4 protein-coding genes are annotated in these 24721 nt (G+C 70.4%); 1 reads left to right on the forward strand and 3 read right to left on the reverse strand.

What is annotated here, in order from left to right; all coding sequences use genetic code 11:
- Positions 1-310 precede the first annotated feature (310 nt).
- The gene (locus tag WME97_RS36210; protein WP_437544528.1) at positions 311-11326 is read left to right on the forward strand and encodes an amino acid adenylation domain-containing protein; all 11016 of its coding nucleotides are present in this window, start codon (positions 311-313) and stop codon (positions 11324-11326) included.
- Positions 11327-11344: 18 nt separating this feature from the next.
- Here WME97_RS36210 and WME97_RS36215 read toward each other — a convergent pair whose 3' ends face one another.
- The 3 genes from WME97_RS36215 to WME97_RS36225 form a co-directional block, all read right to left on the reverse strand.
- Positions 11345-16408, reverse strand: a complete 5064-nt coding sequence (locus WME97_RS36215; protein WP_437544530.1) for a protein kinase domain-containing protein — start codon at positions 16406-16408, stop codon at positions 11345-11347.
- Between the two features lie 193 nt (positions 16409-16601).
- The gene (locus WME97_RS36220) at positions 16602-18746 is read right to left on the reverse strand and encodes a response regulator (RefSeq protein ID WP_437544532.1); all 2145 of its coding nucleotides are present in this window, start codon (positions 18744-18746) and stop codon (positions 16602-16604) included.
- Positions 18743-24712 carry an AAA family ATPase gene (locus tag WME97_RS36225; protein WP_437544534.1) on the reverse strand — a complete coding sequence of 1990 codons (5970 nt, stop codon included), beginning with the start codon at positions 24710-24712 and terminating at the stop codon, positions 18743-18745. The genes WME97_RS36220 and WME97_RS36225 overlap by 4 nt, the downstream gene beginning before the upstream one ends.
- Positions 24713-24721: the final 9 nt, after the last annotated feature.

Below are 24721 nucleotides of genomic sequence, written 5' to 3' on the forward strand. Positions count from 1 at the left end.
GCATGCTCCCAAATACAAACTGGCGTCGTGGTGTCCATACTTCATACTGCGGAGCGTGTGCATCGCGCCCCTCGCGATGCGGCCGACATCGATTTAGTATTTTTCTGCATTTTTCAACCTTTGGCCCCGCTTGGCGCCTGTTCCTCGTGCCCAGGTGACCAGGCGGCCCTGATGTCTGAAGAGCGTACGACAGATCAGCAAGCACGGTGTGCGCACAGGTGTGCGCGCGTCGAACGTTCGACGCGGCGCGCGGTTGCTCCACGCGCATCGATGCAACCGACCCCTATCAGCAACAAGGAGGTCATCCGCGATGAACGAAATTTCCTATTCCCCGCTCTCTCTGGAGCAAGAACGTGCTTGGCTGCTCGGCCGGGGCGGAGGCGCCGCGCCGGGCTTGAACGAAGGGGGCGCGGCGTGGCTGGACGGCGAGCTGGATGTGCCCAGGCTGGTCCATGCCATCGAGGAGCTCACGGGGCGTCAGGCGATCCTGAGGACATCCTTCGCAGAGCGCGAGGGGCAGCCGGTGCAGGTCGTCTCGCCGCGGGCAGACATCACCTTCCTCGAGGTGGATCTCGGCGCCGCGGGGCAGCCCGCCTCCGATGGATCCGCGCTCGCGATGGCCCGCCGGGAGATCGCTCTGCCCCTCGATCCGGAGCGCGGCCCCCTCTGGCGCGTGAGCCTCATCCGGGTGCATTCGAGGCGCCACCTCATCGCGATCTCCATGCACCCCCTCCTCTCGGACGGCAAACCGAGCGTGGCGCTGTTCTTTTCGGAGCTATTCGACGGCTATCATGGCGTCGAGCTGCCGGCGCCGCCGATACGCTACCAGGACCACGCACGGCGGCAGCGGGAGCACAGGACCGCCGAGCTCCTCGACAGGCAGCTCGCGCACTGGCGTCGCGAGCTCTCGGGGGCACCGGACGCGCTGGAGATCCGGACGGATCGGCCGCGGCCCGCGGTGCGGACCTTCGCGGGAGGTTCGGTGGCGTGCGCGCTCGATCAGGAGCTCGCGCGAGAGCTCCGCGCGCTGGCCCGGGAGGAGGACGTGGCGCTGGACGCCGTCCTGCTTGCGGGAATGCACGCCGTGCTCCACCGCCATACCGGCCAGGAAGACGTCCTCATCGGCGTTCCGCTGTCCGGACGAGACGAGGAGACCCGAGGCCTCATCGGCGCATTCGGTAATCTTGTGACCGTACGGGGCAGGCTGGGCGCGGATCCGAGCTTTCGCGCGCTCCTGCGTCAGGTGCGCCGATCCCTGCAGGAGGGGAGCGAGAACGGGGATCTCTCGTTCACCTCTCTTGTCGAGCAGCTCTCGCTGCCGCGGGATCCAAGCCGCGCACCGCTCGTCCAGGCCACCTTCTCCAGCGAGCCGAGCACGCTGGAGCCGAAGCGAGGCCCTCTGCTCACGCTGACGGAGGTGGCGCTCGAGGCGACCGAGGTGGCCTTCGAGCTCGCCGTCCGCGTCGAGGAGACCGATGCGGGCCTCTTCGCGCGCGCCGACTACAATCGAGACCTCTTCGAGCGCGAGACGGTCGAGCGGCTGCTCGGGCACTGGGCGGTGCTGCTGCGCGGGGCGGCGGGCGACCCGGAGCAGCGCGTCTCGGACCTGCCCGTCCTGACCGAGGAGGAGCGCCGTGCGCTGCTCGCGTGGAACCGCGGCGAGGTGTTCGATCCGCCGCGCGATCGGCTGCACGAGCGGATCGAGGCGCACGCCCGGCGCGCCCCGTCCGCGGTGGCGGTGGTGTTCGAGCGGCAGCGTCTCACCTATGCCGAGCTGGATCGAAGGAGCAACCAGATAGCCCACCTCCTCCGGGAGAGCGGCGCGGGGCCCGAGGTTCCGATCGGCGTCTGCCTGGAACGATCGCTCGAGATGATCGTGGCGCTGCTCGGCGTCCTCAAGTCCGGCGGCGCCTATGTCCCGCTCGATCCCTCTTATCCGGAGGCCCGGCTCGCCTTCCTGCTCGAAGACGCCGGCGTCCCCGTGATCCTCACCGAGGAGCGCTTTGCCTCCCGGCTCCGGAGCGGGAGCGCGAGGGTTGTGTGCCTCGACGCGGATCGGGCCATGATCGAGCGACTGCCCGAGGACAAGGTGGCGCCCTCGCCGAACGAGGGTCCGGAGAACCTCGCGTACATCATTTACACCTCGGGATCGACCGGGAAGCCCAAGGGCGTGATGGTCAGCCACGCCAACGTCCTTCGCCTGTTCGACACCACCGCCGGATGGTTCCGCTTCGGCGATCAGGACGTGTGGACGACGTTCCACTCGTTCGCCTTCGACATCTCCGTCTTCGAGATCTGGGGCGCGCTCCTCCACGGCAGTCGCCTCGTCGTCGTGCCGCGGCCGGTGATCCACGCGCCGCAGCTGTTCTACAGGCTCCTCGGCGAGGAGGGGGTGACGGTGCTCACCCAGACGCCGTCGGCGTTCCGCCTGCTCGTCCACGCCGAGGAGACGATCGAGCCGGAGGCCAGAGAGCGACTCGCGCTCCGGCTCGTGATCTGCGGCGGTGAGGCCCTCGACGTGACCGCGCTGAAGCCGTGGTGGGAGCGCCACGGCGACAGGGTGCCCGCGATCCTCAACCTCTACGGACCCACCGAGACCACCATGTTCGTCACCTACCGCCCTGTCGGCCTGTCCGATCTCGAGCGGCCCTGGTCGAGCAGGATCGGCCGCGCGGTCCCCGATACGCAGGTGCTCCTCCTCGATCGCAACCGCGCGCTCGTCCCTGTCGGCGTCCCCGGAGAGATTCACGTCGGCGGCGCGGGCCTCGCGCGCGGCTACCTCCGTCGGCCCGAGCTCACGCAGGAGCGGTTCATCGAGCACCCGTTCAGCGACGACCCAGGCGCTCGCCTGTACAGGACAGGTGATCTCGCGAGCTACCTCCCGTCGGGAGACCTCGAGTACCTCGGTCGGGTCGACGACCAGGCGAAGATCCGCGGCCACCGCGTCGAGGTGGGCGAGATCGCGTCGGTGCTGGCCCAGCACCCCGAGGTACGCGAGGCCATCGTTGTGCCGCGCGAAGACGCGCCCGGAGAAAAGACGCTCGTCGCCTACGCCGTCCCTCACCGGACGAGCCAGGGCGACCCGGCGAGCGACGAGCGCGTGCTGGCTCCGGCGCTCCTCGCCTTTCTCGAGAGCCGTTTGCCGAGCTACATGGTCCCGTCCGCGATCGTGCTGCTCGCGTCGCTCCCCACCACGCCGAACGGGAAGCTCGACCGCAAGGCGCTGCCCGCGCCGAGCAGCGCTCGTGCGGAGCTCCGGGGCGCGCTCCTCGGGCCGCGCTCCGAGCTGGAAGAGGAGCTGGCGCACCTCTGGAAGGAGCTCCTGCGCGTCGATCACGCCGGCGTTCACGACAGCTTCTTCGCGCTGGGCGGCGACTCGCTGCACGCGCTCCGGCTGTTCTCCCGCTTGCGCGGCGCCTTCGGGATCGACGTCACCTTCCAGCAGCTCTTCGCCCACCCGACCATCGCCGCGCTCGCGGCGCTGATCAGCGGAGAGGAGCGCGCCGCGGCTCGGGGCGATCAGGCCATTCCGAGAGGCGCCCGGGCGGGATCGATCCCCCTGTCGTTCGCGCAGGAGCGCATGTGGTTCCTCCACCGGCTCGCGCCGGAGAGCAGGGCCTACAATTGCTTCTGCCCCTTCCGCCTCGCCGGAGACATCCACGTCCCTGCGCTCGACAGGAGCCTCCGTGAGCTCGTCCGCAGACACGAGATCCTGCGCACGGTCTATACGGAGCTCGACGGCCAGCCCGTCCAGATCGTCGCCGAGGACGCCGCCTTCCGGCTCGAGGTCGTGGATCTCCAGCACCTCTCCGGGGAGGAGCGCGAGGCCCAGGCGGAGCAGCACCTCTCGTCGGAAGCCCAGAGGATCTTCGACCTGAAGCGCGGCCCCGTCTTCCGCGCAGGGCTGCTCCGGCTCGGGCCTCGGGATCACGTCCTCTGGTTGCACATCCACCACATCGCCGTCGACGGTTGGTCGCTCGAGGTCGCTTACCGTGAGATCGCGGCGCTCTACGATGCCTTCTGCCGGGGGGCTCCGGCGGCGCTGCCGGACGCGCCGCTCCAGTACGCCGATTTCGCCTCGTGGCAGCGCGAGCAGATGACCGAAGAGGTCCTGTCGGAGCTGCTCGCCGGCTGGAAGCAGAGGCTCCTCGACGTGCCGCCCTTGCTCGAGCTGCCGAGCGATCACGTCCGGCCGGCGGTCCAGACCTTCCGCGGCGCGACCCTCCCGTTCCAGCTCGATCCGGAGGTCGGAAGGGCGGTCCGGGACCTCGGCGCGCGAAACAACGTGACCGTGAACATGGTCCTCCTGGCCGTGTTCGCCGTCCTGCTCCACCGCACAACGCAACGCGACGACGTCCTGGTCGGCCTGCCGAGCGCGGGCCGGGATCACGCCGATCTCGAGGCGGCGATCGGCTTCTTCGTCAACGTGGTCCCCATCCGGATCGACGTCTCCGGTGGGCCGTCGTTCGAGGAGCTGCTCCGCCGCGTGAGGGGCGTGTGCCTGGACGCCTACGCGCACGACGGGCTCCCGTTCGAGCGGCTCGTCCAGGAGCTCCAGCCGGAGCGCGACCCGAGCTACAGCCCTCTCGTGCAGATCGTGTTCGCGCCGCAGCCGCCCGCGGAGCGCGAGCTCCACCTCGGCGGGATCGAGGCGCGCGCCATCGACACGGACACGAGGAAGACGATCTTCGACGTCTCGCTCTATGCCTGGGAGAGCGCCGGGGGCGTCGCCGGGATGCTGGAGTACAGCACCGACCTCTTCGAGCGGGCGACGATGGAGCGGATGTTGACTCACCTGTTCACGCTCCTCGCCGCCGCGACCTCGGACCCCGCGCGCTCCGTCTCGTCGATGCCGCTGCTCCCGGAGCGCGAACGGCGCCGGCTGCTCGTCGATTGGAACGACACCGGCGCCGATTTCCCTCGCGACCTTTGCGTCCTGGATCTGTTCGAGGAGCAGGCGGCGCGCGCGCCGCACGCCGCAGCGGTCGTGTCCGATCGCGGCTCGCTCACGTACGGGGAGCTCGATCGCCGGGCGAACCAGCTCGCGCGCCGCCTGCTCGAGCTGGGCGTCGCGCCCGAGTCCCTGGTCGCGATCTGCGCGGAGCGCTCGCTGGAGATGGTGATCGGGATCGTCGGAGTCCTCAAGGCGGGCGCGGCGTATCTCCCTGTGGACGCGGAGATCGCGAGAGAGCGGCTGGCGTTCCTCCTCGAGGACTCCGGGGCGCCGGTGCTCCTCACGCAGGAGCGCCTCGCCGATCGCCTCCCGCCGTTCGCAGGCGCGGTGATCCGCCTCGACGCCGACTGGCCGGAGATGGCAGCGCGCGACGGGTCGCCCCCTCCGACGTGCGCGGGCCCCCGGGATCTGGCCTATGCCATCTACACGTCGGGCTCGACCGGCCGCCCGAAGGGCGTGCTCGTGGAGCACCGGAGCCTCATGAACCTGGTCGCGTGGCACGTGCGGCGCTTCGCCGTCACCTCCGCGGATCGCGCGACCCTCGTCGCGAGCCCTGGCTTCGACGCGTCGGTATGGGAGCTCTGGCCGTACCTGTGCGCGGGAGCGTGCCTGTTCATCCCGGGGGAGCCGCTCCGCCGCTCCCCGGACGAGCTGAAGACGTGGCTCCTCGCGCGAGGGATCACCGTCTCGTTCTTGCCGACGCCGGTGGCCGAGGAGCTCCTGCGCCTCGACTGGCCTGCTTCCGTCGCGCTCCGGTACCTGCTCACCGGAGGAGACAAGCTCCGCGTCTGGCCAGGCGCAGGGCTCCCCTTCGAGGTCGTGAACAACTACGGTCCGACCGAGGGGACCGTCGTCGCGACCTCCTGTGTCGTGCCGAGCAGCGGGGCTGCGACCCCCGACCCGTCGATCGGCCGCCCCATCGACAACATGCGGGTTTACCTCCTCGATCCGCGCGGCGAGCTCGTCCCGGTGGGCGTCCCCGGCGAGCTTTACCTGGGAGGCGCCGGCGTCGCCCGCGGGTACCTGAACCGGCCCGAGCTCAATGAGGCGAGGTTCCTCCCCGACCGGTTCACGGACGAGCCGGACGCGCGCATGTACCGCACCGGCGATCGCGCCCGGTGGCTCGCTGACGGAAACATCGAGTTCCTGGGGCGGGTCGACAACCAGGTGAAGATCCGCGGCTACCGTATCGAGCTCGGCGAGATCGAGGCCGTGCTGCGAGAGCACCCCGCCGTGGAAGAGGCCGTCGTGGTGGCGCGGGAAGATGCGCCGGGCAACAAGCGGCTCGTCGCCTACGTCATCCCTCGCCTCGATGACGGCGGCGCCGCGGATCAGGCCCCGGCCCTGCAAGCGGAGCACGTCTCGGCGTGGCAGGCGCTGTACGACGGCACCTACGGGAAGGCCGGCACCGGCGTGGATCCGGGCTTCAACATCACGGGCTGGAACAGCAGCTACACCGGAGAGCCCATCGACGCCGGAGCGATGCGCGCATGGCGGGATCACACGGTCGAGCGGATCCTCTCGTTCCAGCCGCGCCGGGCATGGGAGATCGGCTGTGGGACGGGGCTCCTGCTCCTGCAGCTGGCCCCGCAGTGCGCCGCCTACCTGGGGACCGATTTCTCGGAGAAGGCGATCTCGCTGCTCCGCCCCGAGCTCGCGCGCGGCACGCTCTCGCATGTGTCGCTGCAGCGCCGGGAGGCGAACGACTTCAGCGGCGTCGAGCCGGGCAGCTTCGACGTGATCGTCTTGAACTCGATCGTCCAGTATTTCCCCAGCGCCGATTACCTGCGCTCGGTGATCGAGGGCGCCGTGCGCGCGGCGGCGCCCGGCGGCGTCGTGTTCCTTGGCGACATCAGGAGCCTTCCCCTGCTCGAGGCGTTTCACACCTCGGTGCAGCTTCACCGCGCGCCCGCGGGCGTGACCTCGGCCGAGCTCTTTGCCCGGGCGCGGCGGGCGGCCCTCGGCGAGGAAGAGCTCGTCCTCGCGCCCGAGCTCTTTCACGCGCTGCCCGGCCAGGTCCCGGGCGTGGAGCACGTGGAGTGCTGGCTCAAGCGGGGTTCGGACGCCGACGAGATGACGCGCTTCCGCTATGACGTGGTCCTGCACGTGGGCGTGGCGCCCGAGCCCATCACCATCGACCGATCCCTGGACTGGGCTGCCTCGGAGGGCCTCGCGGGCGTCGAGCGAGCGCTGCGCGAGGGGGGCTCCGGCGCGCTTCTGGTCCTGGGGATCCCGAACGCGCGCGTGGTCGCCGACGTGGTCGCCGCGAGCCGGCTGCGGGAAGGGGGCGGCGCCGAGCTGGACCGCGCCGATATCGCTGCTCGGAGCGCGGCGGCCGCGGTCGAGCCGGAGGCGCTGTGGGCGCTCGGCGCGCGCCTCGGCTGCTCGGTCCGGATCACCGCGTCGAGGACCTCGGGCCCAGGCTGCATGGACGTGCTCTTCGAACGCTCGGAGCGCGGCGCGCCGCGGCCGCGCGCCTGGGTCCAGGCGCGGCCCGGGGAGACCTCGCCGGCCCGGTCGCTCGCGAACAGCCCTCTCCGGAGGCAGAAGGCGCGCGTCATGCCTGAAGGCCTGCGCGAGCTCGCCGCGGCGAAGCTCCCCGATTACATGGTTCCGGCCGCCTTCGTGAAGCTCGACGCGCTGCCGCTCACGGCGAACGGGAAGGTCGATATCGCGGCCCTTCCGGCCGACGATCGCGCGAGACCCGAGCCGCGGGCGGAGCCACCCGCGCCCGCCTCGAACATCGAGGTGATCGTCTCCGAGATCTGGCGCCAGGTGCTCGGCATCGACGAGGTCGGCCTCGACGATCCATTCTTCGAGATCGGCGGTCACTCGCTGCTCCTCGCCCGGGTCCGCGCGGGGATCCGGGCGCGGCTCGGCGAGGACGTGCCCCTCATGGAGCTGTTCCAGTACCCGACGATCCGCAGCCTCTCTGCACGTCTGAAGAGGGGCTCTCGGGCGGCCGCCCCGGGAGAGAGCGCGGCCTCCGGGCGCGAGCGCGGCGCCGCGGCCCCCGCGACCGAGGCGCCCGCGCGGGAGGCGCTCCCCGAGAACGCCATCGCCATCATCGGAATGGCGGGTCGCTTCCCGAAGGCGCGCAGCGTCGACGCGCTGTGGTCGATGCTCAAGGGCGGGGGCGAGGGGATCTCCTTCCTTTCAATCGAGGAGCTGAAGGCGCTCGGCGTGGAGTCGGAGCTCTACCGGTCGCCCGGGTTCATTCCGGCGGCCGGCGTGATCGAGGACGTCATGTGCTTCGACGCGGCGTTCTTCGGCTACAGCGCGCAGGACGCCGTGCTCATGGACCCGCAGCAGCGCGTCTTCCTCGAATGCGCCTGGGAGGCGATGGAGAGCGCCGGCTACAACCCGCTCGCCTACCCGAAGCCGATCGGCGTATTCGCCGGGAGCGACGCGCCGAGCTACTGGATCGAGCAGGTCGGGCCGCTTCCGGCCGCGCCGAACTCGGAGCACCACCGGATCTATACCGGGAACGTGACCGACTCCCTGACCACGCGCGTGGCCTACAAGCTGGGGCTCCGGGGGCCTGCGGTGAGCGTCATGACGGCCTGTTCGACGTCGCTCGTCGCCGTGCACCTCGGCTGCCAGAGCCTCGTCACCAGGGAGAGCGATATGGTCCTCGCGGGAGGCGTCGGCATCCTCACGCCGAAGAGGATCGGCTACCTCTACGAGGAAGGCCGGGTCACCTCGCCCGACGGCCATTGCCGGCCCTTCGACGCCGAGCCGAGCGGCATCGTGGCGAGCAGCGGTGTCGGCCTCGTCGTCCTCAAGCGGCTGAAGGACGCGCTGGACGACGGCGACACGATCCACGCCGTGATCCGCGGATCCGCCGTCACCAACGACGGCGCGCTCAAGGTGGGTTACACGGCGCCGAGCCTGGAGGGGCAGGTCGAGACCCTCGCGCGGGCCCACGCCGCTGCCGGCGTGAGCCCGGAGAGCATCACGTACGTGGAGACGCACGGCGCGGGCACGCGGCTCGGCGACTCGATCGAGGTGGCCGCGCTGGCGCGGGTGTTCCGGAAGGCGACCGATCAGGTCGGCTTCTGCGCGCTCGGCTCGGTGAAGAGCAACCTCGGCCACCTCCGCGCGGCGAACGGGGTGACCGGCCTCATCAAGGCGACGCTCTCGCTGGAGAACGAGCTCATCCCCGGGACGCTCCATTTCCGCCGGCCCAGCCCCGAGCTCGATCTCGCGAGCAGCCCGTTCTTCGTCAACTCGGCGCCGCGCGCGTGGAAGCGCGGCGGAGCCCCGCGCCGCGCCGCGGTGAGCGCCTTCGGCATCGGCGGCACGAACGCGCACGCCGTGCTCGAGGAGGCGCCGGAGACGGCGCCGTCCGGCCCGTCCAGGCGCTGCCAGCTGCTGGTCGTCTCGGCGAAGACAGGCGCCGCGCTCGAGAGGAGCACCGATCGGCTGGCCGAGCACCTGCGGCGCGCGCCGGAGCGCTCGCTCGCCGACGTGGCGTTCACCCTGCAGCGCGGCAGGGTGCCTTTCGCGCACCGCCGCGCGGTGGTGTGCGCGGATCCGGCCTCGGGCGCGGCCTTCCTCGATCGGCGCGACCCCGCCCGCGTCTTCACGCAGGTCGCCGGCAGGCGGCCGCCGGAGGTCGTCTTCATGTTCCCCGGCACGGGCGCGGAGCATGCCGGCATGGGGCGCGAGCTCTACCTGCAGGAGCGCGCCTACCGCGAGAGCTTGGACGAATGCGCCGAGCTCTTCCGCCGCGAGCTGTCGGTCGACCTCCGCGACTGGCTCTTCCCCGAGGCGCAGGGGCGCGCCCGCGGTGAACGCGGTGAAGGGGAGCTCGGCTCTCCACGCCTCCGCGCGGCCGCCCTCTTCTCGACCGAGGTCGCCCTGGCGCGGCTCCTGATGTCGTGGGGGATCCGCCCGGCCACGCTGTTCGGGCACGGCGTGGGCGAGGTCGCCGCCGCGTGCGTCGCCGGGACGCTCTCGCTCGACGACGCGGTCGCGCGGGTCGCGCTGCGCGGGCGCGCGGAGGAGGAGGCCACGAGCCCCGCTGGCCCCGACGATCGCATCGCCGCGCTGCTCGCGTCGGCCGATCGCGCCCTCCTCGAGGTCGGGCCCGGCTCCACCCTGGCCTCCGTGGCGTCGCGGCACCCGGACGCGGAGCGACGGGTCGCGACCACCCTGGCGGGCCCGGGCGAGGGCGCCGGCGACCTCGAGGCGTTGCTCGCCGCGGTGGGCCGGCTCTGGTGCGCCGGCGTCGACGTGGACTGGGCCGCGTTCTCCCGGGACGAGCGCCGGAGGCGCGTGCCGCTCCCCACGTACCCGTTCGAGCGCACCGCTCACGTGCTCGACGCCCCCTGCACCGTGGGCCCGGCCACGGAGCGATCCCTGCCGTCGAAGATCTGGAGTCCGCCGGCGTCGTCCGGGCCTCCCTCGGTCGCGGTGCTCACCGAGCGCGTCCGGGAAGCGCTGCCTCCGAGCTCGCCGGCGCCCCTGAGCCCCGCGATGACGCAGCGGAGCGGGAGCGCCGCGGTCCTCACGGCCAGGCGCGCTGCCGGACAGCTCCTCGTCTCGCTGCAGGCGGGGGCGCCGGACGCCACGCCGCTGTTCCTGATCCCGCCGCTCGGCGGCACGGTCCACCTCTATCGCCCTCTGGTGCAGCGCCTGGGCGGCGAGCTGCCCGTCTACGGGATTCAACCCACCGGGGCGGATCCGAGCGAGCCGAGCCTCATGAGCGCCATGTCCGTCCCCGCGATCGCGGCCCGGTACGTGGAGGAGATCCTGAGCGTCAGGCCCGAGGGTCCGTACCTCCTGGGCGGGCATTCGGCCGGCGGCGTCGTCGCGTACGAGATGGCGCAGCAGCTGCTCGCGCAGGGGCGCAAGGTGCCTTTGCTGCTGCTGCTGGACACGGGCGGCGTACAGGGAGCGAGCGACCGCTCTCCGGCGAGCGCCCTGGGCCACGAGATGGCGAAGATCCAGGCGATCGCGTCGCAGAGATACCGCGGCTTCATGGCGGCCATGGAGGACGACGCGCGGCTCCGCGCCGAGGTCACGAGCACGTGGCAGGCGCTCTCGAGCTACGCGCCGCAGCCGACGGACGCCAGCGTCCTGTTCCTGCGCGCGCGGGAGCAGATCAGCCCGGAAGACGCGGCCGCCGTCCATGCCTGGATGGACCTCGCGCGAGGGGAGTTTGCGCTCCAGGTGGTGCCTGGCAACCATTTCACGATGATGGAGCCGCCCCACGTCGCGCACGTCGCCCGCGCGATCCAGCAGCGCATCGCGGCCGCGGTCAGGCCCGCGCTCGCCGACCCGCTGGAGGGGCGGTCGCTCCGGAGGTCGAGGGCCAGGCCGCTCGGCGCGGAGAGCGTGCCCGAGAGCGGGCCGCCGTCGCACTGAGAGCGCCCCGGCCGCCCCTCACCGCGCGCGCGTTCCGAGGGGCGCGCCGCGGCTCCCCACCCGCTGCAGGGCATAGGCGATGCCGCTCTGGAGCGTCCCCTGCGTGACCACCGCGCCCAGGTCGATCTGCAAGCGAATGAGCGTCTGTGCGACGTCCGGGCGGATGCCCGTGATCACCGCCTGCGCCCCGAGCAGCCGGAGGGCGACGGCGGCGTTCATCAGGGTGCTCGCGACGTCGCCGTCGACCGTCCTCACGCCGGTGATATCGATGATCACGACCTCGGCGCCGCTCGATTCGACCCCCTGGAGCGCCGTGCTCAAAACCTGCTCCGCCCGCTGCCGGTCCATCATCCCGATGAGGGGCATGACCATGATCCGGTCGGTGATCGGGATGATGGGCGTGGAGAGCTCCGCCAGGCGGGCGCTCTGCACGCGGATGATCTCCTCCTGGAGCTCGGCGCGCGCGTGCTCGCTCTGCTCCCGCGCCGAGAACTCGACCCTGAGCTGCTCCTCGGCGACGCGCAGCGACTCCGTGCGCCTGTGCAGGTTCGCGTAGAGCACGGCGTTCTCCACCGCGGTCGCCGCCTGCGCGAGGAGGAGCTTCGAGAGCTCCAGTCGGGCCGGCGTGAACACGTTGGTCGCCGTGTTGTTCTCCAGATAAAGAACGCCGTTCGTGCGCCCCTGGTGCACCATCGCCAGGCAGAGGATCGATCTCGGGTTGTTCGCGGCGACGTACGCATCCGCGGCGAAGCGAGGCTCATGGCTCGCGTCCGCGAGGACCACCGGCTGCATCGTCCTCGCGACGTACTGCACGATCGAGGCGGGGACCTCGGCGCTGCCCTCGACGGGGAGCAGCAGGCCGACCCTCACCGCGTTCGGATCCACGGAGATGGACGCCTCGATCATCAGCTGATGATCGCGCTCCAGGACGAGGACCCCCTTCTTCGCGCCCGCGTTCTGGATCGCGATGTCGAGCAGCCGGCTGACCACGCTCTCGAGGACGACCTCGCCGGCGATGGCCTGAGCGGCCCGGATGACCGCCTCGACGTCGAGCACGCTGGTGCTGAGCCTCGTCGTCGAGGTGGTCTGGACCGCGGCCCGGGCGTGCTCCAGCATGCCAGGCGGCGCCGACGTGAGCGCGATCTTCTGCACGAGCTGCGGCACCTCGGCCGCCAGTCGGTCCGCCTTGGCGGTCGCACCCCACTGCATGTAGCCGTGGTGGGCGTCGGTCATGTGGGCGCGCGCGCTCCGGGTGAGGCCGTTCGCATGGTGGAACTTCCCGGCGAGCTCGCTCGCCAGCGCCTGGTCGCGCGTGAACCCGGCCTCCTCGGCGCCCTCGATCGCCCTGTCATAGAGCTGCGCCACGGCGTGCCGGTCGCCGCCCGAAATGCGCGCGATCTCCGCCTCGGCGAGGAGATGCTTGTGCGCGTAGCTCCGGGGGCAGAGCTCGGCCCAGCGGGCGAGCTTCTCCCGGTGCGTCGACAGCGCCGCCACGAGCCGCTCCCTCTCGGAGGCCGGCGCGCCGTCGCACGAGGCGGCGAGGATCAGACACGAATAGAAGACGAGCTCGGTCGCCCAGAAGTTGTTCACGCAGCCGGCGGTCATCTTCTCCGCGGCGGCCATGAGCGCGCGCGCGGCGCCGTGGTCGCCGTGGAGATAGGCCAGCTGGACCTTTTGCGTGTGGTACCAGGCGGCCACATAGGTGAGCTCCGGGACCGAGATCATGCTGGCGAAGGCGGCCTCGTCGAAGGTGCCGTCGCTCAGGGTGTGCGCCCCGGCGGTGCCGCCCGTGAGGTTCGCGACGACCTGCCTTGCGCACGTGAGGATGAGCGTCGTGAGCTTGTCGTTCGTCTTCCGCATGAGCGCGAGATCCTGCTCGATCTCGCCGGCCACCCCGCCGAGATCGTCGCCGAGGCTCAGGCTCGCCGAGATCATGTGAATGCAGCAGTACGACGCGTACGCCAGATCTCCCGACTCGAGGCCGGCCTGCCGGGAGCGGGCCAGGAGCTTCACCGTGTCCCGGAGCGGCTCGAAGAAATGGAGAATGCACGCGAAGGTCAGGAGGAGCATGCACGTGATGCGCTGGTTGGGGATCCGCTCGTTCAGCTCGATACCGACTTTGGCGAACTGGTAGGCTTCCTTGTACCGGTCGTCGGTGGTCCTCGGCTCGAAGACGCCGTCGATCAGGAGCGCCGCATAGAGCACGCACGCGTACGCCGTGGTGCTCGAGGTGCCGCACTCCACCGCGAGGTTGATCTGCATGATGAGCGTGAGCGGACCGAGCACCGGCAGCCCGAGCGCGGAGGCGGGCTGCGTCATGTCGGCGAGGAGACGGAGGATGGTCTGCTTCTCTGGATCGGCGACGGTGGGCAGCCCCAAAAGTGCGGAGATCGGGCGGCTCGCGAGGTGGGCCTGCATCGCCTCGAGCTCTCTGCCGAGCAGCGCGCGCTGCTCCTCGGCCGCCGCGGGGATGTCGACCCCGAGCAGCGCGAGGGCCTCGAGGCCGCACCGCACGACCTCGGAGAGGTCGCCGCGCATCAGGTGGAACGACATGCGCAGGTTGCGGACCTGCGCGCCGTCCAGCGGGGATCTCGCGCGCTCGAGGAGCGCGTCGAACAGCCGCTCGCCGGCGTCGAACTGGCCTGTCAGGCAAAGGCACTCCGCGAGCCCGGTGGTCAGCGCGAAGGTGAGATCGTGCTGCTCGTCCCAGCGCTCCGGGCCGAGCGCGCTCGTGCCGGCCTCGAAGTAGCCCGCGGCCGCCTCGTACGCCGCGCCGGACTTGGCCCTCCTGCCCGCCTCGAGGTTCAGGCGCGCCAGCGCGACGCGCTCTCCCGGATCGGTGATCCGCGGCATGCCGAGGTTCATGTGGGTCGCGACCTCGAAGACCTCACCCTCCATGCCGCCAGGTTCGCTGTCCGCGAGCAGGAGCCTCCCGATCTGGAGATGGATCTCCTGCTTGCGGGGCTCGTCGAGGAGCCGGTAGGCCGCTTGCTGGACCCGGTCGTGCAAGAACCGGTAGGCGGCGTCGAGCGCGAGCTCCGGCTCGTCCGCCTCGCCGGTCATCGCGCCGCTCAGCGCCGCGTCGAAGAACCTGGAGTCCGCGCCGACGGCGAGGATCAGCCCCTCGCGGAGCGCCGCCGACAGCTCGCCTGCCACCTCGCGGCGCGGCCTGTCGGCCACCCTCGCCAGCGTCTTCAGGTCGAAGCGATAACCGATGCACGCGGCGAGCATGAGGGTGCGCTGCGCGCGTCCATCGAGCTCCAGGAGCCTGCCCGCCATGAAGTCGACGACGTTGTCCGTGACCTTCATCTGCTGGATGCGCGGCAGATCCCAGGTCCACTCGCGCCGGGCCGGATCGAAGGAGACGAGCTTCTCGGCGTGCAGCGCCCTCATGAACTGGTTCATGAAGAACGGGTTGCCGTGGGTCTTGCTCATCACATGACGCGCGAGCGGCTCGGCCCGCTCGGGGTCGCAGGAGAGCGTGTCGGCGAGGAGCCGCGTCACGACGGGGAGCTCGAGCGGCTTGAGGTCGATGTCGCCGACGGCGACCCCGGCCTTGCGCAGCTCCCCCAGGGTGATCGAGAACAGGTGGCTCTCGTCGACCTCGTTGTGGCGGTACGCGCCGATCACAAGGAAATGCTTGATCTCCGGCTCGGTCAGGAGCTGCTCGAGGAGCTTGAGCGAGGCCGGATCCGCCCATTGCAGGTCATCGAGGAAGACGACGAGGGGGTGCTCCTGGGCGGGGATGGCGCTGCAGAACTTCCGGAACGCGAGGTGGAAGCGGGCCTGCGCCTCGGTCGGTCCGAGCGGCTCGACGCCGGGCTGGGGGCCGAGGAGGAGCTCGAGCTCGGGGATGAGGTCGACGAGGTGCTGGCCGTTCTGCCCGACGGCGTTCGCGATTCGCTCCTTCCACAGCGCGAGCGCCTCCGCGGGCTCGGTCAACAGGGCTCGGACGAGCTCCCGGAAGACATGCGCCACGGCCGCGTAGGGGACGGTCCGGTTGATCTGGTCGAACTTGCCAGCGACGATGTACCCCTTGCCCTGCGCGATGGATTTCTGGATCTCGCCGACGAGGAGCGACTTGCCGATACCGGCGTGGCCGGACACGAGGAGCAGCTCGCTCGCGCCCTGGCTGACGCGCCGCCACGCGCCTTCGAGGACCGCGAGCTCCGCCTCGCGGCCGTAGGCCTTCTGCGGGATCCGGAGCGCGTCCACGTAATCGTGGCGCCCGAGCGTGAACGGCTCGATCGCCGACGCCGCCTCGAGCTGCGTGAGGCACTCGGCGAGATCCATCCGGAGCCCGTAGGCGCCCTGGTACCGATCATCGGGGCTCTTCGCCAGGAGCTTCATGATGATGTCAGAGACGGAGCGCGGTACGTCGGGCGAGACCCGCGCCGGCGGCGGCGGGAGCCTGGCGATGTGGCAGTGCACGAGCTCCAGGAGATCCTTCGTCGGGAAAGGGAGCTTGCCCGTGACCATCTCGTACAGGGTGACCCCCAGGGAGTAGAGGTCCGTGCGCAGGTCGATAACGCGGTTCATCCGCCCGGTCTGCTCCGGGGACATATACGCCAGGGTGCCCTCGAAGGCGGCGGGGCTCCTCGGCCGCTGTGCCTCCTGGGAGAGGCGGGTGGCGCTGCCGAAGTCCATGATCTTGGCGTTCCACGTGGACGGTTCGACGATGATGTTCTGCGGCTTGATGTCCATGTGAACCGCGCCGCCCCGATGAATGGATTCGAGCGTGCTCGCGATGGATATCGCGATCCGGAGCGCGTCTTTGAGGGTGAGGGAGCGCGCCGTGATGAGCTCATGGAGCGTGCAGCCCCCGGCGTCTTCCATGATGAGCGCCAGGCTCGCCCCGATCTTCACGATGCCCAGGACGTGAACCACGCCAGGCAGCGCGAGCTCCTTGGCGATGGCGTACTCGTAGCGAAGCCTCGCGATCTCGGCCGGCGCCGGGCGCTCGTTCCTGAGGCGCTTGACCGCGACAGGGGCCCGGTCCTCGTTGCGGTATCCTCGGTATACGGTCGACGCAGCGGATTCGTGGATGAGGCCTGTCAGGGTGTACCCGGGGATACCGATCATGGACTACTTGTAGAGCGCTTCTGTGCGCTGCATCAAGCGGTCCGCACGGCCATTCGAGGGAAATCCGCCGCGGCGCCGCCGTGCTCTCCAACCCGGGTGCAGCCCGTCCACAATGTGCGGGCATGAAGTCGATCTCGGAGCGCGCCGGGCCCAGCGTGCGCGGCGAACGGATCGGAGCAGGTGGCGTCGATCCTCACCTCGCCCCGCCATGGATTCGCCCGGCCAACGTCGCCACGTGCGCCACCAGATCCGGTGGCTTCACCGGCTTGGCCAGGTGCATCTGGTATCCGGCCGTGAGCGCCCGCGCGCGATCCTCGGCGCGCGCAAACGCGGTCAACGCCAGCGCCGGCACGCTCCCCCCACGCTCTTCCGGCAACTGCCGCACCTTCTGGATCAGCTCATACCCGCCCTCGTGCGGCATACCGATGTCGCTCACCAGGACCGTCGGCTGGTCCCGCTCCAGCTCCGCCAGCGCCTCCACGACCGAGCCCGCTGTCCGCACCTCCGCCTGGCACTCCGCCAGTATCCGGAGGAGCAGCTCTCGCGTGTCCGGCTCGTCGTCCACCACCAGCACCCGCACCCCCTTCAGGCTCAAGAGCTCCCCGGCGCGGTGCCATGACGGCCGGCGCTGCGGCGTCTGCGGCGGCTCTCCTCCGGCCAGCGCCTCGGCCTGCTTGGCCGAGAGCGGCAGCTTCACCGTGAAGCTCGCCCCCTGACCCTTGCCCGCGCTTGTCGCCTCCACCGTCCCCCCGTGCAGCTCCACCAGGTGTTGCACGATCGAGAGACCCAGACCCAGCCCGCCGTACTCGCGCGTGGTCGAGGCGTCCGCTTGCCGGAATTGCTCGAATACGTACGGCAAGAACTCCGGCGCGATGCCGATCCCCGTGTCGCTCACCGCGAGGCGCGCGTACGTCCCCTCGCGGCGCAGCGATACCTTCACCTGCCCGCCTTGCCGCGTGAACTTCATCGCGTTGCTGACCAGATTCCACACGATCTGCTGGAGGCGATTCGGGTCCCCCATGACCTGTTCCCCGGCCGACTCGACACTGAGCTCCAGGCGGATCCCCTTCGCCTTCGCCGCCGGCTCCGCCGATTCCAGCAGCGTTTCGAGCATCTCGACCAGATCGACCACCTCCACGTCGAGGCTCAGCCGCCCGCCGATGATGCGCGACATGTCCAGGAGATCGTCGACGAGCTTGGATTGCGCCCGCGCGTTCCGCTCGATCGTCCCGAGCGCCCGGCTCAGGATTTCATCCGACGGGCCGCGCAGGCGGAGCAGCTGCGACCAGCCGAGGATCGCGGTGAGCGGCGTCCGCAGCTCGTGGCTCAAGAGCGCCAGGAACTCGTCCTTCAGCCGCCCGGTGCGCTCGAGCTCCGCCCGCGCCGCCTGCTCGCGAGAGAGGAGCATCTCCCGCTCCGCCTCGGTCCGCTTTCGATCGCTGATGTCCGTGGAGATCCCGCAAACCGCATACGCCCGGCCCGACTCGTCGAAGAGCGGACACTTGATCGCGATGTACGTGTGGAGCCCATCGTCGTGGGGCACGATCTCTTCCATCTCCAGCGGCCCCCCGGCCGCCACCACCTGCCGGTCGAAAGCGCGAAGCGCGTCGGCGCACTCCGCGGGGAACAGGTCATGATCGGTCTTGCCGGCGATCGACCGCGTGGTCACATGGAACAGCTCTTCGTAGCGGCGGTTGACCATCAAATACCGTCCTTCGAGGTCCTTGACGAAGATGACCGCCGTGGAGTTGTCGATGATGGCCTGAAGCAGGTGCTGGCTCTCGCGCAGAGCGACCTCCGCGCGCCGGCGCTCGGCGTTCTCCGCCTCGAGGGCGGCGTTCGAGCTCGCCAGCTCGGCCGTGCGCTCCCGCACCCGTTGCTCGAGCTCCTGGTGGGCACGCAGGAGCTGCGCGTTCTTCGCTTCGAGCTCCTTCTGCGCCTCGCGCAAGCTCAGGTGCGTCCTGATCCGCGCAAGCACCTCTTCGATCTCGAACGGCTTGGTGATGTAATCGACGCCCCCCGCCTCGAACCCCACGAGCTTGTCCGCCACTTCTCCGAGGCAGGTCATGAAGATCACCGGGATGTCCCGGGTGCCCTCGGCCGCCTTCAGGCGCCGGCAGGTCTCGAACCCGTCGATCCCGGGCATCACCACGTCCAGCAGGATCAGGTCGGGTTTCATGAGGCTGGCCCGCTTCAGGGCCGCCTCCGCGTCCTCGGCGGCGAGCGCCTGATGACCCGCGGATTCCAGATGATCCACGAGCAGGGCCAGGTTGGCGGGCATGTCGTCCACGATGAGGATCGTGGGCTCACGAGCGCCGGGCGCGGAGGCTCTGCTCATGATCGCCGACCGTCGGCCACCACCTGGCCTACCGCGGCGTGCTCCTCGACGAACTCCTGCAGCTTCCGCATCTGGTACGTCCGCGCCAGCGTCTGGAGCTGATCGAGCCAGGGGCCGAGTCGCGGCTCATCTCGCTGCATCCGCTCCGCCTCCGCCAGCACCTTCCGGATACGGCCCGACGCCACAAGGCCCGACAGCAGCGACAGCTGTTCGGCCGAGGGCGGCACAAGCACGTCATCCCCCTTCACCGCCGTGGGGGCGACGGCGTTCACCGGTTCATGCATCCATTCCACGCGCAGGAAACGCGCGATCTTCTCGAAGAGCAGGCTGGCATGCACCGGCTTCGGCAAGAAGTCGTCCCAGCCGGCGTGAGCCCCCTTCGGCTGTTCGGCGGCGGTGACGTTCGCCGACGAGGCCAGGATCACCACCCCGTCGAGCTCGGGCATCTGCCGAAGGCGGCGCGTGGTCTCATAGCCGTCCAGGCCCGGCATGGCCAGGTCCATCAGGATCAGCGCCGGCCTGTGCTCCAGGGCGAGTCGCAGCGCGGATTCGCCGCCGTCGGCCTCGACGAGGTCGAAGCCGATGGGGATCAGCAGATCGCAGAACAGGGCGCGGTTGCCGGGGTTGTCGTCCACGACGAGGATCGTGCGGCGCTCGCCGCGATACCCGGTGATCGTGGCCCACGCCGGGGCCTCGTCGGCGGCCGCGGAAGAGAGCGCCTCGGCGAGCGTGAGCGTCACGGTGAACGCGCTGCCTTTGCCGAGCTCGCTCTCGACATGGATGGTCCCGCCCAGCTGCTCGATGATCCTCTTGCTGATGGCGAGGCCGAGCCCGGTGCCCTCGCTCTTCGCGCGCAGGTCTCCCACCTGCTCGAAGGGCTCGAAGATGCGCGCGAGGTGCTCCGGGGCGATGCCGGTGCCCGTGTCCTCGATCCGGAAGCGCACCTCGCGCTGCCCATCTCCTCCCTCATCAAGAACGTCGACGAGCAGGGTGACCGCGCCGCGCTCGGTGAACTTGATGGCGTTGCCGAGCAGGTTCAGGAGCACCTGCGTCAAGCGCTTCTCGTCCGCGTGCACGGCGGCGAGCGCCGGACCCCGCACCTCGTGGGTGAAGGCGATGCCCCTCTGCTCGGCGCGCACGCCGCAGAGATCCACAACGTTGTGCACGAAGGAGGGAAAGTCGAACCTCCGGGGGACGAGCTCCATCTTGCCGGCCTCGATCTTCGCCAGGTCCAAAAGGTCGTTGAGCAACGCCAGCAGGTGCTCGCCCGATTTCTTCACGATCTGCACCCCTTCGCGGCTCTTCGGCGAGAGCTCGGGCGCTCGCATGAGGAACTGAGCGTAACCCAGGATGCCATTGAGGGGCGTGCGCAGCTCATGGCTCATGCTCGAGAGGAAATCGCTCTTCGCGCGATTGGCGCGGTCGGCCGCCTCCTTGGCGATCCGCAGCTCCGCCGTCCGCTCCTGGATCTTGACCTCCTGGTCCCGGTACAGCACCGCGTTCTCGACGGCGATCGCCGCCTGCGAGGCGAGCACCGACAGGAGCTCCACGCGCGCCGGAGGGAACGCCGACGGCACGTCGCGGTGCTCCAGGTAGAGCACGCCCACAACGTGGCCCCGATGCGTCAAGGGCAGCGCCAGCAGCGAGAGCACCGCGTGCAATGCCAGGTACGGGTCGCCGGCGAAGCGCGCGTCGGACCTCGCGTCGCCCGTCACCACCGGCTCGCCCGTGCGGGCCGCATATTGCACCACCGCCACCGGCACGTCGTGGCTCTGCCCGAGAGGCTCCGACAGGCCCGCCTCGATGCGGGTCCCCTCCACCCATAAACGAGCGACGACCGAGAGCGCCTCCCCTTCGCTGAGCACCAGGGCGCCGCGCTGCGCCCCCGCGTTCTCCAGCGTGAGCTCCATCAGCCGGCCCACCACGCGCCCCGGGTCGAGCTCACCCGCGAGCGCCTGCGCCGCGCGCACCGCCGTCTTCACGTCGAAATGCGCGCCCGTGGACCCGCCCGTGGTCGTGGTGGTCGCCGTCACGGTCGTTCGGTCGGAGGCCGACTCGTGCATGGACGCCTTGAGCACGGCAGGGTACCTCGCGTTCAGATGGGCGACCACCGCGTCAGCACCCCAGCGCGCGTAGGCGTCGCGCGCCTCGCGCAGGTACATCACCCCGACATGGCTCTTGCCCGCCTCCAGCCGAGACTCGGCGGCGAGCTGGGCTGCCAGGGCCTCGATGTGCAGGAAGCGGTGCTCGCGGGCCAGCTCGATGGCCTCGTCGTATCTGGCCGCTGCCTCCTCGGGCTTGCCCAGGACGCGGGCGTACTCCGCCTCGCCGAGGCGCAGCTTGTGGAGGAAATTGGCCTCGCAGCCCTCGGTGAAGTAGCGCAATCGCGCGAGGCTGTGCTCGATATGCTGCCGCAGCCGCGCCCGCTCCTCGCTCGTCATGGCGTCAGGCCAGCATTTCGCTGCTGCGAGCGCGAGAAAGAGCGCGATGTCCGTCACCATCGGGATCCCGAGGAGATCTGCCTGGAACTGCTCCGCCTCCCGCATCCTCGACAGCGCCCGCTCCCACTTGCCGACGGCGCAGAACAGATACCCTTCCAGGGCACGAGCGAACCCTCCGGTGTACCTGTCCCCGTCGGCGAGGAGGGAACGAGAACCTCGCGGCAACGGCTCCTCCTCCAGGAGGCGCCTGGCGCCGTCAGGAGACATCAAGACCTCGCAGAAGGACGCGACCAGCTCGAAGTGGTGTCGTCCGACGGCGTCCCCTGCGCGCTGCACCAGCTCCCAGCGCGCCTTGTGCTGCGCATCGACCTGGCCGAGCGGCAGGCCGCGCCACAGCCGGTAATAGAGCAAGTCACACAGGAGCCCCCAGCTCGTGCCTTGAAACGACCCGATCTTCAGGCCGGCTGCGATGGCTTGCTCATAGACGGGGGACGCTTCGTCGATGGGCCTCGAGTGGCCGAGGTAGATCCCCTTGAGCGCGAGGCACTCGGGGAGCATCGGGGAGCCCACGCGCTCCGCGGCGCGCACCCCGGGCGTGAGCCAGCGCATGGTGCGGCGATACATGCCCGTCGCCACCGACCACGCGTTGGCGAAGCTGCAGATCATGAGGGTGGCGGCGGGCGTGAGCGCGTCCCGCCGTATCGCCTCGGACACGATGCGGGCGATGACGAGCGAATACAGCATCGGCCGGCCACCGTAGATCGCGCAGAGCTGCGCCTGCGTCATCAGGGCATCGATGAGCCGGTGCTCCAGCGACGGATCGACCTGCATTCGATCGAACCCGTCCGGCTCGTGATCGAGCCATTGATCCAGCGAGGTGGACTCTCGCAGGAGCGCGACCTGGCACGCCTCATCCGTGTCGGGGAACGTGATGCCCTGCTTCGCGAGGGCGGCCATCCCGAGCCCGATTCCCCGCGTGTACTGGCCCGTGGCGACGCAGCAGCGCGTGCGGATCTCCTGCGCCGAGAGCCAGGCGACCTCCGGCAGGGGCCTGTCCAGCAAGGCGAGCGCCCGCGCCTCGACGTCGTCGAACTCCCGCAGCAGGTAGGCGGCCTCCAGGCGCTCGAGCCCGATCTCCACCGACAGCGCGCGCTCCTGCTCCCAGGCCCGCTCGCCGAGGAGCGCGTGGGCGCTGTCCAGCAGGTGGGTCATCAACCGGTACGAGCTCGCCGCCTTCGCGGCGCGCGCGGCCTCCAGGTTCAGCCGCGCGAGCTCCTTGCGCTCCTCGACGGACTCGAGCCGCGCCGCGCCCAGGTTCAGGTGCCGCACGAGCTCCAGGAATTGCTGAACCGTCCCCCCCTCGGCGCGATGACGCGCCTGGAGCCGGCGGCCAATCTCGAGGTGCGCGAGGACCCGCTGCTCCGGCGAGATCCGCTCATAACTCGCCTGCTGCACGCGGTCGTGCAGGAACCGGTACGCCGCGTCCATCGCCGCCGCGCCGATGACCCCGAGCGCCTGCGCTGGGCGGTAGGCCCCATCGACCGGCACCACAAGCTCGGCGTCCAGCGCCGGCCATAACGCCCCCGTCACGCGGGCGCGCTCCCACCCGCTGAGCCGCTCCAGGTCGTGCAGGTGGAACGTGTGGCCAGCGCAGGCCGCGAGCCCCAGGAGCTGCTGCGTCGGCTCAGGCATCTCACGGACCTTGCCCGTCAAGAGCGCCACCACGTTGTCGGTGACGCCCGCCTTCTCCAGCGACGATTGCTCCCACCGCCACGCCCCGGTCTCCGGGTCCCTCACCACCTGCTTCTGCCGGTGCAGGGAGAGCAGCAGCTGCTCCAGGAAGAAGGGGTTTCCGCGGGTCTTGCGCGAGAGCACGCGCGCCAGCGGCTCCACCCGCGCGGGCTCGCTCTCCAGCGTCCGCGAGCACCACTTTTGCACCTGCTCTGCCGACAGCGGGCCCACCGTCATCCGCGAGACGCTGGCATCGCTCTTTTCAACCGCCTCAACGAGCTTCCACAGCGGGTGCTCGGGCGGCGCCTCGTTGTCTCGGTACGCCGCGATCACCAGCAGCGATTTGCGCTCCACGTCCGTCAGCAAGGTCTGCAGGATGATCAGCGTGGCGCTGTCGGCCCATTGCATGTCGTCCAGGAACATCACGAGCGGCGGGTTCGGCGCCGTGACGGCTCGCACGAAATTCAGCCACGTGAGCTTCTGCCGGTTGAGCACCTGCTCGCCCTCCACCGGCGGCACCGGCGGCAGCTTGCCCATGACCAGGTCGAGCTCCGGCACCACGTCCGCGATGAGCCGCGCGTTGTCCCCGACCTCGCGCCGGATCCGCTCCTGCCAGGCCTCGAGCACCGCCTCCGAGCTGGAGAGCCACTGGCGCATCAGCGCCCCGAACGCTTGCGCCAGCGCCGCGTAAGGCGTCGACCGCGCGAGCTGATCGTGCTTTCCCGCGATCAGCAGCCCGCGCCCCGCCTGCGCGATACCCCTGTAGACGGTGCGCACCAGCGCCGTCTTGCCGATGCCCGACGGGCCGCCGACGAGCAGGAGCTCCGTCATGCCCTGCGCGGCGCGCGCAAAGGACTCGCCCACCCGCTCGACATCGCGCTCCCGCCCCACGAGCACCTGCGGCAACCGGAGCTTGCGTGAGAAGTCCTTTCTTCCCAGGCCGAACGGCTCGACCGTGCCCCGCTCGTCCCATTGACGGAGGGCCTCCTCCAGATCCTCCGCCGCGCCGCGGGCCGTCTGGTAGCGCCGCTCGGGATCCTTGGCCAGGAGCTTCGCAATGATGGCTGCCACGGCGCTCGGCACCTCCGGGGCGACGGCGTCGAGCGGAGGCGGGTCCTTGGCCAGGTGCGCGTGCACCAGCGAGAGCGGATCGCGCTCCGTGAACGGCAGCCGCCCCGACATGACCTCGAAGAGCGTCACCCCCAGCGAGTACAGGTCCGTGCGCGTATCGAGCGCGCGCGCCGTGCGCCCCGTCTGCTCCGGGGAAATATAGACGAGCGTCCCCTCCAGCGCCTCCGGAATGCTCGCCTCGGTCGCCTCCTGGGACAGCAGCGAGGCGATGCCGAAGTCGAGCAGCGTGACCCTCTCACACGCCTCGTCCACCAGCACGTTTTGCGGCTTGATGTCCTTGTGCATCACGCCGGCGGCGTGCACGCCCTCGAGCACCCGTGACAGGAGCCGGCCGAGCCGCAGCGCTGCCCCGACCGGCACGCGCCCCTGCTTCGCGAGCAGGCGATCGAGCGACCCGAGGCCAGGATCCTCCAGCACCAGGGCCGCAGAGCCGCCCCGCTGCTCCAGCGCCCGTGCGCGCGCCACCCCGGGCACCTCTGCGAGCTGCGTCAGCACCTGGTGCTCGTGGATCAGCCGCCCCATCACGCGCGGACTGGCCACCTCGGCCACCGGGATCTTGATCGCCACGCGCGCCCCCGAGGGGACATGGACCGCGCGCCATACCCGTGTCTCGGTGCCGTCGTAGATTACCTTTTCCGGTGTGTAATCCCGCAGCTCCATCATTGCCCCCCT

Source organism: Sorangium sp. So ce367 (assembly GCF_051520455.1).
GTDB classification, from domain to species: Bacteria; Myxococcota_A; Polyangia; order Polyangiales; family Polyangiaceae; genus Sorangium; species Sorangium cellulosum_B.

Bases quoted from the DNA above. Each gene is read 5' to 3' on its own strand.
- WME97_RS36210 (WP_437544528.1), top strand. From the start codon at position 311: ATGAACGAAATTTCCTATTCCCCGCTCTCTCTGGAGCAAGAACGTGCT.
- WME97_RS36215 (WP_437544530.1), bottom strand. From the start codon at position 16,408: ATGATCGGTATCCCCGGGTACACCCTGACAGGCCTCATCCACGAATCC.
- WME97_RS36220 (WP_437544532.1), bottom strand. From the start codon at position 18,746: ATGAGCAGAGCCTCCGCGCCCGGCGCTCGTGAGCCCACGATCCTCATC.
- WME97_RS36225 (WP_437544534.1), bottom strand. From the start codon at position 24,712: ATGATGGAGCTGCGGGATTACACACCGGAAAAGGTAATCTACGACGGC.